Annotated in this window: 13 protein-coding genes; 12 read left to right on the top strand and 1 reads right to left on the bottom strand. The window is 41.1% G+C overall.

The features are described from left to right. From FC83_RS01660 to FC83_RS01615, 10 genes are all read left to right on the top strand, one after another. A complete protein-coding gene (locus tag FC83_RS01660; RefSeq protein WP_052005016.1) occupies positions 1–750 on the top strand; it encodes a zinc ribbon domain-containing protein in 750 nt (249 codons plus the stop codon). Between the two features lie 48 nt (positions 751–798). After that, positions 799–1422, top strand: coding sequence for a hypothetical protein (locus tag FC83_RS01655; protein ID WP_035455479.1), 624 nt, complete (start codon positions 799–801; stop codon positions 1420–1422). A 42-nt stretch (positions 1423–1464) separates the two neighbouring features. After that, entirely contained in the window at positions 1465–2109 is a 645-nt protein-coding gene (locus FC83_RS01650) for a DUF805 domain-containing protein (protein WP_035455481.1), read from the top strand. Positions 2110–2130: 21 nt separating this feature from the next. Continuing rightward, complete coding sequence (locus FC83_RS01645) at positions 2131–2634, top strand: zinc-ribbon domain-containing protein (protein WP_035455483.1); 504 nt, start codon at positions 2131–2133, stop codon at positions 2632–2634. 17 nt (positions 2635–2651) lie between these two features. Beyond that, positions 2652–3614, top strand: coding sequence for a hypothetical protein (locus FC83_RS01640; protein ID WP_052005018.1), 963 nt, complete (start codon positions 2652–2654; stop codon positions 3612–3614). Positions 3615–3631: 17 nt separating this feature from the next. Next, positions 3632–4612: a hypothetical protein gene (locus tag FC83_RS01635; protein WP_052005020.1), complete on the top strand. Its 981-nt coding sequence runs from the start codon at positions 3632–3634 to the stop codon at positions 4610–4612. Between the two features lie 77 nt (positions 4613–4689). Continuing rightward, entirely contained in the window at positions 4690–5583 is an 894-nt protein-coding gene (locus tag FC83_RS01630; RefSeq protein ID WP_035455486.1) for a hypothetical protein, read from the top strand. Between the two features lie 112 nt (positions 5584–5695). Continuing rightward, positions 5696–6151 (top strand): MarR family winged helix-turn-helix transcriptional regulator, encoded by a 456-nt coding sequence (locus FC83_RS01625; protein WP_035455489.1) that lies wholly within the window; start codon positions 5696–5698, stop codon positions 6149–6151. Further along, positions 6144–6725, top strand: coding sequence for a hypothetical protein (locus FC83_RS01620; protein WP_057002300.1), 582 nt, complete (start codon positions 6144–6146; stop codon positions 6723–6725). Before FC83_RS01625 ends, FC83_RS01620 begins: the two co-directional genes overlap by 8 nt. A 14-nt stretch (positions 6726–6739) precedes the next feature. Further along, complete coding sequence (locus tag FC83_RS01615) at positions 6740–6949, top strand: hypothetical protein (RefSeq protein WP_035455491.1); 210 nt, start codon at positions 6740–6742, stop codon at positions 6947–6949. A 171-nt stretch (positions 6950–7120) separates the two neighbouring features. Here FC83_RS01615 and nagB read toward each other — a convergent pair whose 3' ends face one another. Then, positions 7121–7858 (bottom strand): glucosamine-6-phosphate deaminase, encoded by a 738-nt coding sequence (nagB, locus tag FC83_RS01610; RefSeq protein ID WP_057002299.1) that lies wholly within the window; start codon positions 7856–7858, stop codon positions 7121–7123. A gap of 219 nt (positions 7859–8077) precedes the next feature. On the opposite strand from nagB, the gene FC83_RS01605 reads away from it, so the two are divergent. Further along, positions 8078–9886: a PTS mannitol transporter subunit IIBC gene (locus FC83_RS01605; protein WP_057002298.1), complete on the top strand. Its 1809-nt coding sequence runs from the start codon at positions 8078–8080 to the stop codon at positions 9884–9886. Positions 9887–9910: 24 nt separating this feature from the next. Then, a complete protein-coding gene (locus tag FC83_RS01600) occupies positions 9911–11977 on the top strand; it encodes a BglG family transcription antiterminator (RefSeq protein ID WP_052004766.1) in 2067 nt (688 codons plus the stop codon).

Here is an 11977-nt window from a genome sequence, read left to right as displayed (position 1 = left end):
ATGGGAGATACAGCAGCAACAAAAGTCTGTCCGATTTGTGGCAGTGTCAGTCAAATCAGTGCGAAATTTTGTACCAAATGTGGTTATGCCTTTAGCCAAGCGTCATTAAAACCGCAGCCAAATGTTGCAACACCTAAACCAGAAACAGTTTGCCCTAAGTGTGGGACGATTCGGCCAGCAGGGGCAAAGTTTTGTGTCACCTGTGGTTACCAATTTAAACAGCCATTACCGGCTGCCAATCAACAAGGGACACCAACCACGAATAGTAATGTTCAAGGCGCCACGCAAGCACCGCCGCAACCGATCATGTCCAAAGCTGAAGATATGAAGGATATTAAGCGGTTGTTTATTTTGATTGGCGCGATAATAGCTATATTTATTGTAGTCGTTGTTGGGACAAACGCTCAAGATAATGAAGGGCTGCATACGGCGGATGAAGTAATGCATTATATCAATGGATCAGAAAAGGCCAAGTCTGAAATGACGCGATTAGCCACAGATGATTTGGATGATGATGATCCGGAGAACATATTTGTGGTTAAGAATAAAAAGACTGGTAATTATGTATTTGAATATGAGGGTCGTAAGGTGTATCTAGTTCAGATTGTTACAAAATTCTATGACGATACTTACCGCTATGTTAATTTGGCAGTGGGTATTGATAAAGATAATGGCAACTATTATGTCGTAGAACCGTCAGATTCTTATGATGATAGGGATGCAGAAGTTGCTGGAAAATATGTTATTTAGAAGGCGGAGAATAGCAATAATGAAAAATATTATTTTGGAGGGGTTACTGTGAAACATAAACGACTAGCACTTTTTTTAACAGGATTAGTATTAACTGGGGCTGTTGGACTTAACACATCTGATGTTGCTGAAGCAAAATTAACAACAGAAGAAACATTATACTCCCAGAACAACCATATTGATAACCCAGACTTAGAGACCGAGAATCCTGGCATTGTCCGGGCATGGGAATTTCCGCAAGTAGATACATATTATGCGTTAGCTTCAAATGTAACAGTCACCGGACCCTTTGGCGGTAATTTATTCAATGGTAATGACAATAACAAAACTTATAATCGGGTCCTACCAAAGGGCTCTGTGTGGCAGGCTTTTGGGGTCACGCATCGGGGGGATGGCTATTACTACGATCTTGGTGGGAATCAGTGGCTAGAAGCTAAGCAAGCTAAACTAGCTGTTGTGACTTTAAATGATGCTTATTTGAACGTTATCATTTCTCAAAATCTTGCCAATGCCCATGTTCATTTATTAGCGTTAAATGGGGGGTGGATTTGGAATGGTTATTGGGGCAACCAGTATGTTGAAATTGGACAATATCATACGTATGGATTTGGCATCCGGGAGACTTTTTACGTGGTCTATCCAGATGGCAGTACGTATAACATCGGTCAATAAGTAATTAATCAATAAAAATAAGTTATTTTGGGAGATCATAAAATGAAATTTTGTCAAAATTGTGGGAAACAAGTGTTGGATATGGCCAAATTCTGTCCTTATTGTGGGGCTAAAATTGCTGAGGCGACTTCTAACGCTAACATGTCAAACCGGGTGTCACCAGATTCTCGAATTTCTGGTAATAATATTAGCCAGCAAAATTCGACAACAAATCAAGCTGATTATAACAGACAACAACAAAATTTTTCACAGCAGGATACAAGTCGTGAAGCTAATCAAGGTATGTATTCCAATACTTATATGCAACCAGAGATGCGAATAACTGATCCAAATCAGCCACAACTTGGTTTTTTGAAAAGTGTCGGCTATGTTTTTAAACACACTTTTGAATTTGGAAACGGACCTGCAGAAAGTCGGAAATCTATTTATTGGTGGTTCACATTAGCTGTCTCGCTTATTCAATTTTTTAGTTTTCTAGTCTACTGCGTGGACGAAATAACTGGTGGTATATTTTTTTTGTTACTGGCCGTTGTCGTCTTTTTACCTAATATAAGTGCAATGATGAGACGATTAAAATTTTTAGGGCACAGTCCATACTTGGCTTGGCTAGCTATTATACCTGTTGGTAATATTGTTATGTTAATATTTATGTTGCAGAGTAATCCTCGCCCTATTAGGTATAATTAATACGTGTGAGGAGATATCAAAATGAATTTTTGTCAGAATTGCGGTAAACAAATCGTTGCAACTGCCACATATTGTCCTTATTGTGGTGTTAAGATTAAAACAGCATTGCTAGAAGACTCTGATCAAGAACCAATACAAGGGCGAGCGTCAAATGAGACGAATGTAAGAAACGAACCACAAGTTCTTGGCAATCAGAATGTACAACCGCAGTTGAATATTTATAACAGTCTAGTTTATGTATTCAAACACACCTTTGAATTTGCCGATGGGCCAGCAGAAAGCAGACGATCTGTTTATTGGTGGTTTGTGCTAGCTGTTTCAATTCTCTTTAAAATTTGCTACCGAATTTCACCTGTTTTGGGAGGAGCATTGGGTTTGATCGTATTCCTGCCAAATGTAAGTGCCATTATGCGGCGATTAAAATATTTAAATATTGAGCCATATTTGGCTTGGTTGACTTATGTTCCAATTATTAATTTAATTGTTTTGGTTTGGATGATCCGAACTAAACCTGAAGTGGCTTAATAAATTAGGAGGATAGGATGAAAAAATATTGGGGGTTACTTGCTGTTAGTTTAGCATTGTCGCTGACGGCTTGTGGCAATAAGAATAATAGTTCTAGCACCACTGCATCTAGTAAATCTACTGTTTCTAGTACCATCAAAACGGTGGCTTATTCAGACCTATCCAAGAAGCAACAAGAGAAAATTTTCTTTCAATTTAAAGCTTTGCAGGATATTGCTAGCGGCGACGGCAACCATAACATGCCAGCACCTTTCATGGTGGACATGACGGTAAAAAATAACAGTAAGCAAAGCGTGACCTTTGATCAATCTAAGTTTTTGATGTTTGATGAAAATGGGGATGCACCCACGGTTAAATCTTCAAAGTCGGGGATGTTGACCTTAAAGCCGGGGGCACAGCAAAAAATACATTCAATTTTTAAAAATGTTCAAAGCCAGACGTTGGTCGGTCGCGGGGCATTCTACTACATAAATACTGATTTCAAATTGGCGTATTATCTAAATGCCAATAAGGGTGTAGATTCTAATAATCTGAAATCCGGAGAAGCTAAGGATTTAAATGATACACCAGCACATCCCCAACAAAGTGTTGCTAGTTCTAGTGAAGCTTCCCAAGCAGAAGCACAGGACAATACCAAAGTCGCTCAAAATGGTTCGAATGATTATGATGAAGACACAAATGATGACGGTAATTCTGATGGATCTATTTCGCCTACTTTAAAAGTTACACCTGGGGCACAATACAGTTCCTTTAGCATCAAAAATATGACGGATAAACCAATTACACTTCAAGGTGATATGTGGATGCCAATGGCAGACTATCATTTTATTGATCTGCCAGCAACAATTGCTGGGGAATCTGTCACGATTCAACCGGGACAAGTTCATGTTTACCCAAATTTTTTTGAGGGGCATACAAATGCGGAACATTTTACATTGTCTTATGGTAATGGTGGCAACATGCTGTGGACCTCAAAATAAAACTATGGGAGAGTAAAATGAAAAAACTAGTCAGCTTTCTGGTTGTTTGCTTAGTTTTACCTTTAACAGCGTGCCAACAAAACAATAAATCTAACCCGGCCAGTTCAACAGCAACCAGTAAATCAATGCGTACCAGTTCGGCAGCAACTATGGCCTATTCAGATTTATCAGCAGCACAACGGGATAAAGTTTCCTTCACATTTAAGCCGATTTATGATATTGCCAGTGGGGATGGCTCCGGTAATACACCGGCGCCATTTATCATTGACGTGACCATTAAAAATAATGCCAAGCAGATTGTTACGTTTGATAAGGCCAAGTTTTTGATGTTTGATGAGCTTGGGAAAAATCCGACGGTTAAATCTGCACAATCGGGTCTGCTTAAATTAAAACCTGGTGAAACTAAAAAGATTCATTCCCTTTATCAGAATGTTGGGAGCCAAGTATTTTTGGGTACCGGTGCATTTTATTATTTGAATACAGACTACAAGTTGGCCTATTTTTATAACGCGCCAAAAGATAAAAAAGGTGTGACCTCAGACAATCTAAAAACTGGAGAAGCTAAAGATTTCAATGAACAACAGGCCAGTAGTGCTAAGCAGGTACAAAGCAGTTCAGCTACACCGGATAACGACCAAGCAACTACTAAATCTTCTGACACCGCAACTGATGATCAGCGGCAAGTAACAGCAGATGGATCAAAAGTTGATGTCAGCAATCTAACCACGCAACAGGTAAAGGACTGGGTATTTCTCCATGTATTACCAAGTTATACGACATTTCATGTAACTGAGTCTGACTTTTTCTTTGAAACATACTTTGATGATGAAGGCCTTTTAAATATCGATGTCCGTGAAAATCACAATAGTCCCACTATGAGAGCTCAAGGTGCTGATCCTAAAGTAACCCCGCGGATGGCTGCTTTTAAAATAACCCAGGATGGTCAGTTATATGACACGATTCGCAATCAAGTAGTGGCTACTTCATACGGCCAATAGACTAGCTAGACTCGAATTTGAGAACTATTAAATCAAGAAAGTGACGGTGTACAGTGAAGAAGCTATTGTGTCTAATAATGATTGGATTAGTGCTACCTTTAACCGCTTGTCAGCAAACTAATAAGGCTAGTAATACACCTACAACCACCAGCAAGTCGGCCACTTCCCAATCGGTCGAACCAGTGGCTTATTCAGATTTAACCAAGGCGCAACAGGCAAAGGTGTTTTTTAAGTTTAAGGCCCTGTCTGATATTGCCAGTGGAGATGGTGATCATAACATGCCAGCTCCCTTAGTGGTGGATATGACTGTGAAAAACAATGGTAAACAGAACGTGAGCTTTAACCTAGCAAAGTTTTTGATGTTTGATGCCAAGGGTAACGCACCAACAGTCAAATCCGCTAAGACTGGGACTTTGAAGTTAAAGCCCGGTGAGACACAAAAAATCCATTCAATTTTTGAGAATGTTTCCAGCCAAGCCTTGTTAGGGACTGGGGCATTTTATTATATGAATGTTGATTTTAAATTGGCCTATTATCTCAACGCTGCCAATGCTAAAGGTGTGGATTCTAATAATCTAAAGTCTGGGAAAGCAAAGAATCTAAACGAAAAAGCCCAGGAGAAAATTGCTAGTACTAGTGAAAGTAGTTCCAGTCGAACAGATAATAATGAAACTGTACAGCAAAACAGTGCATCTTCCCAAGACCAGCCGGAAGTACAAGCAGCACAAACTCAACAAGCGCAAGGAATAACTGCACAAGAAGCAGTTAACATTGTCAGAAGGATTCATCCTATCGATGATACAACTGAAAATATTGGCGTAAATCCCGAGCCGACAACTAGTCATTCTGGCAGACTTGCTTGGTGGGTCACCATACGGCAAAAAGGCGGTATGGCTGCAGGGTTTCATTATACAGTGTACTTAGACGATGGCTCTGTAGCTGAAGGGCAACCATTTCAACCGGGGAATTAATGATTTAAACAACACTCCTTAGGGGTGTTTATTTTTCAAAGTATAAATGCTTGCGCATGCAAATAAATAGCCGTATAATATCCCTGTCATCCAAAAAAGGAAGTGTCTTAATATGTTTGATCCAGCCGAAGTAGACAGCGCCATCGCGAATATCAACACGCTGGCCCATCGTTTACAGCTACAATTAGATGAAATCTTACGGCCTTTAAATTTAAACGCCAGTAACTATTATTTTATCCTAAAGATCGATCAAGCAGGGATGTTGACCCAAGATCAATTGTTTAAGAAAATATTTTTGAATCAAAGCAACGTGACCCGCCGATTGAAGCAATTGATTGACCAGGACTTGGTGGTGAAAGTGCGCTCTAAAACAGATGGACGGGCTTGGGAAATTAAACTTACTGCTAAAGGTCAGGCGTTGGTGGCTAAAGTTACAACCGCGATTCAGGCGGTCAATGATTTGGCTTTCCAGCAAATGAACCCAGCGGAAATACAACATCTGATGGAATTATTGGCAAAAATTGAATTGAATCTCATGACAAAGAATGGGGCTAATATAAATGAGTAAGTATGTTGTGGTGCAAGGTAAACCGATTACTGATCTAGAAATTCCGGATAATTTTGTACAGGTAGCTGATGATTGGCGTCCCCGTAACAAAGAACAGGTTCGCGTCGTGCGCTATGCGTTACCCAAAGATACAGCATTGAACCATCCCCATGTTACCGTAATTTACGGGCAAGATCAGCGGTTGATCAGCTATAATAATTTTGCTGTTGACAGCGCCACACCTGTTCCAAACACAAAAGCAGCCATTGCAATCGCCCAGGAACTGTTTGCCAAATTAGATACGGCTTATACCCGAAATCTCAGCTATATCAGAGTAGATAAACTTAGCCGCCAATTTCTTGCTGGTACGAAAACAGTGGCGACTCCCATCGACTGGGTCAAGTTTGCTCATCGCAATGGTACCTATAATTGGGTATCTGTAGGGCCTGGTGGCCAAGTGATCGAACTGGAGCGGGAATCGCAATGGGATTACTTTGGCAACCGGCGGGCCACGGAAGAGTGGAATTATGACAACTGGGTCCTCGCCCGTCGTGGGGAGGGGCCACAACTTGCAGCTCCGGAAGCGCTAGCTTAAAGGGAGGTAATAATTTGGATGATGCCAAATTTGACCGCTTAATTGTCCGACTGGGACAACTCAATGAACAATTACGTCAGTTAGAAGATGTGGATTATATCACGGCTAGTTACAAGGGCTTTAGTGCCAGTGGAGCGACCTTAGCTGACGTTCAAGCTGATATTGCCACAACCCAGCAAAAAATCATGCTGATTCAAGAACAGTTAGCCCATTATGATAGTTAAGCTTTGACGTAACCACAAAAAAGCGCATCTATGACCCCTGGTAAATGGGGGATAGATACGCTTTTTATATTTATAATTATAATTATCTAAATTTATTTAAATCTTTAATATTATAATAAAATACTAAATATAATGTTATAAATATCTTAGAATTAAATTAATATAGACCAATTATTTGACGTGTTCTGCCTGTTTCAAAGTGGCATCACTTAATTTGCTGGCAGCAGCTTCGTCGATGATAACTGTGACGTCATCTTTATTTTGCAAGACAGAAGCTGGTAAATGATTAGTAACTGGTCCTTCGATCATGCCTTTAACAGCCTCAGCTTTTTCAGCACCAAAGGCCATCAGAATGATTTTTTTGCTCTTCAAGATAGAGCCGATACCCATGGAATAAGCATACTTGGGTACGTCATCTTCATTAGCGAAGAAGCGAGCGTTAGCATCGATCGTGGATTGCGTTAATGGGACCTTGCGGGTTGTGGCATCGAAAGGAGAACCGGGTTCGTTAAAGCCAATATGGCCATTACGACCTAGACCTAAGACTTGCAAGTCAATGGGATTATCAGCAATAACTTGATCATAGCGTTTGGTTTCAGCTTCAGAATCTTTGGCTAAACCATCAGGCACAAAAGTCTTGGCAAAAGGCTTCTTATCAAATAAGTGTTTTTGCATGAAGTAACGGTAGCTTTGATCGTTGTCTGGTGCCATCCCCACGTATTCGTCTAAGTTCACAGAGGTCATTTTAGAAAAGTCCACATCACTATTGACCATGGCCTCATACATTTTAACGGGAGTGCTCCCAGTGGCTAAGCCCAATACCTTAGCCCCGTTGTTCATCGCGTCCTTTATGAGTTCAAAAGCTTTTTGACCAGCTTCAGTGTCGTTTTTTGTAACAATAACTTTCATTTTATAGTTACTCCTTTCAAATTTGCCAATTTGTCGTTCATTTGGTATAGCCCAATTATAATTTATTGCGTTGAATTTTGTCAAGTATATTAGGCGGAAATATTTTCCAATAGCTTTGGCAAACTTTTGACACAACATTTTGTGCCAAAGTCTGTGTTGAGCTAAAAACGGAAAGCGCATACAATGAATCATGTAAACAAGTGAAAGGAGAATTAAATCATGGAAGCAAGTGCAAACAACGCGAAAGAAAAGACTTCGATCAAAACGAAGGTACAGCGCTTAGGCAGTAAGTTATCCGGTATGGTCATGCCCAATATCGGTGCTTTCATTGCTTGGGGGTTAATCACCGCCCTATTTATGAAAACAGGCTGGCTACCAAATGCGGAACTAGCCAAAATGATTACACCAATGGTGACCTATCTATTACCATTATTAATTGGGTTCACCGGCGGGAGTATGGTTTATGAGCATCGTGGTGGGGTCGTAGGGGCCATTGCCACGATGGGGGTCATTGTCGGGACCAATATTCCAATGTTTATTGGTGCAATGATGATGGGCCCACTAGGTGGTTGGTGTATCAAGAAATTTGATGCTTGGGCACAACCTAGAACTAAACAAGGCTTTGAAATGTTGGTTAACAACTTCTCAGCCGGCATCTTGGGTATGATTTTAGCTATTATTGGATTCTTTGGGATTGGCCCGGTTGTATCTGGTTTGAGTGGTGCTTTAGCAGTCGGTGTTGATTGGATCATTGCCAGAGGCTTGATTCCTTTGGCCAACGTCTTCATCGAACCGGCCAAAATTTTGTTCTTAAATAACGCCATTAACCAAGGTATTTTAACACCTCTTGGGATTCAGGCTTCAGCTTCAGCTGGTAAATCCATTCTCTTCTTATTGGAACCAGATCCTGGTCCAGGTCTTGGGGTATTGCTAGCCTTTATGTTCTTTGGTAAGGGCACTGCTAAAAGTAGTGCTCCTGGGGCTGCTATCATTCATTTCTTCGGTGGGATTCATGAAATCTATTTCCCATACGTTTTAATGAAACCAGCCTTGTTCTTATCTGTTATCTGTGGTGGGGTTTCTGGGACCTTTATGTTCAATCTTTTCGGTTCTGGTTTGAAAGCTTCTCCTTCACCTGGTTCAATTATCTCTATCCTACTCATGACACCAAAAGGCATCATGAACTATGTCGGGGTCATCAGTGGGGTCGCCGTTGCCACGGCAGTTTCCTTCTTAGTCTCAATGGTCATTTTGAAACGGGACAAGAGTGAAGAAATTGACGACATTGGCGCTAGTCAAGCTAAATTGGCGGATATGAAAGATAACGCCAAAGGCACAGCAGCTGATAATCAAGATGCCAAAGCTATCTTGTCTACTGCTGAAAATGTTAACCATATTATCTTCGCCTGCGATGCCGGCATGGGTTCCAGTGCCATGGGTGCATCCATCTTAAGAGATAAAGTTAAAAAGGCTGGTTTGGATCTTTCCGTTACCAATACCGCCATTAATAAATTAACTGACGAACCTGGTTTGTTGGTTGTCACACAAGAAGAATTAGCTAAACGGGCTTTGTCCAAGACGCCATCTGCTGTCCATGTTTCCGTAGAGAACTTCTTGAACTCCCCTAAATATGATGAAATTGTCACTGGTTTGAAGACTAAAGAAGTTTCTGCGGATACACCGGCTGAAACGCCAAGTGAAAAGGCTGAAGCCAAAGCAGATGCTGTTACCAATTTAGACGCAGCCAAAATTAAACGGGTTGATTTCATTCACCATGATCAAAATATTGGTTCTGCGACAATGGCCCGTTCAATGTTCAAGGATACGTTGAAGAAAGCTGACAAGACAGATATTGATGTTCGTAATGTTGCCGTTGGGGAAGTGGAAGACACAGACACTACCTTGGTAATTGCTAGTAAAGAAACTGCTAAGCGCATCAAACTATCATTTAAGAATGTGCAAGTTTTAGTTGTTAACGACATCGTGAATGCACCTGAGTATGATAAACTTATCTCTGAACTGAAATAACAGTAAGGAAGTAAGGGATAAGTCATGGACCTGTCTAATCGTGAAGCTGAGATTACGCTGTTGCTCCTACGTAATCCCCAAGGGTTAAGCATTGCCGACTTGATGAAAGGCGTTAGTGTTAGTCGCCGGACGATTTACCGTGAACTATCGAGTCTGGAGACCTCCCTGGCACATTTAGCCATCCAATTGGCTAAAGAAGATGGGGCATACCATTTAGTTGCAGATGATGCTAGTATTGCCAAACTAAAAAAACAGTTGATCAATACGACGAAATCGAGTTTCTCCTCAGTCATGACCCGTCAAAGTGCGTTAGTCTGTCGCTTATTGATGAGTGATCAGATTTTAACGACGAAGGCTTTAGCCACTGAGTTTGAAGTCAGTGGGGCCACCATCACTCAGGATTTAAATGCCATTGAACCAATCTTCAAAGACTATAATTTAGTTTTAGAGCGGATTCCGGCGAAAGGCATTCGTGTTTATGGTCAAGAAAATAATATCCGACGGGTGATCAGTGGTGTTTTGTCCAGCGAAATTAATGAATATGAATTTTTCGAAGTTTTAAATGCCGCTGGTCAGATTCAATTACCTGATAGTGATTCGCGCTATTTCATTCAACTGCTGCCAGCCAAATTGTTGCATGTTGCCAATCAGGCCATGCGTAGCAAAATCGATAGTGATTTCTCATCATTCTCGGATAGTCAAATCAAGCAGTTAACGATCATTTTGACCGTTTCTGCCCAGCGAATCAGCAAGAAGAAGTTCATTAAATCATTAGATCACGTGGATAAGAATGTGTTGTTCAAATATCAGCGCTTAGCGATTAGTTTGTACCAACATTTTGACCATGACATTGCGGACCATATCTCCATGGTGGAAATCGAGTTTTTAGCGCAACAAATTCATGGCATGAGTTTTAAATTGCAAAATAATTTGCTACTGGATAATTACGATCTACGCTTGTCTTATCAAGTGCGCAGTTTGATTCAAGATGTCTCTAAGAATTTTAAATACGATTTTAGAAATGACAACACGTTGTTTGAAGACTTGTTTGCCCACATTTCCGCCACGCTGCGGCGCCAGACGTCGCAGTTGCCGGAAGTCAATAATCCAGTCTTAGAAAATGTGGTTGGCAACTATCCTAAACTTTATAAACATGTTCGCCGGGCCTTGCATCAAGTTTTTGACCAACAACATGTTTCCGATAGTGAAGCAGCCTATATTCTATTGCACTTTGCCTCTGCTTTTGAACAACAGCGGCAAGGCAAACCGATTCGGGCACTGGTGATTTGTGCCAATGGGGTGGGGACGGCTAAAGTATTGGAACATCGGTTGAAGAAAATGGTACCAGAGATCAGTGATTATCGGGTTTCCCGAGTTGCTGAGTTAAACAAAATAAAAGTTGCTGATTACGATTTAATTCTCTCAACGATTTTCTTGCCGGGGTTTAATTATCCTTATAAAGTCATCTCGCCTTTATTGCTCAGCGATGAGGTTAAAGATATTAAAAATGACTTGGTGGCCCACTTTGGGGTTCGCCTGCCAGCAAAAGCAACACCGACTGTGCTACAAACCGACACCTTGCAACAATTTGATAGCTTGGTGGCGGCAGTTGCGGCAGCTAAGGCAATTTTGGACATGGTGGTGGTTCAAGCCGTTGATAACCGCCAGTTGGATTTAGAACAGACGTTATTGCTACTTTGCAAACGGCTGCGACCTAAGTTATTGACCAATGCTCAAGTGGTCAGCGATGCTTTATACCAACGCATGGCCGCGGCCCCAGTTGGGATCCCTGGTACGGGGATGGCCTTGGTGCATACCACCCATCAAGAAGTTAAAGCACCATTTTTCGCGATTTATAATTTAAGCCACCCTTTGGTGACCCAAGGGATGGACTATCAAGATGTGACATTTTCCAGAGCATTATTCATGATTGCCCCCAAAGAGCTGCCAACGTTTCAAGCTGATTTATTGGGAGATATCTCCGGGTCGATCGTATATAATGATTTAAATTTGTCGATTTACCAACAAGGCGATACTACCACTGTTAAACAGCTGATCAGCCGCCTGTTCTTAAATCGAATTAAGGGATAA

It is taken from the genome of Agrilactobacillus composti DSM 18527 = JCM 14202 (genome assembly GCF_001436375.1).
GTDB classification, from domain to species: domain Bacteria; phylum Bacillota; class Bacilli; order Lactobacillales; family Lactobacillaceae; genus Agrilactobacillus; species Agrilactobacillus composti.
Note: the sequence above shows the minus strand (reverse complement) of the source record. Positions and strands in the feature narration are given on the sequence as shown.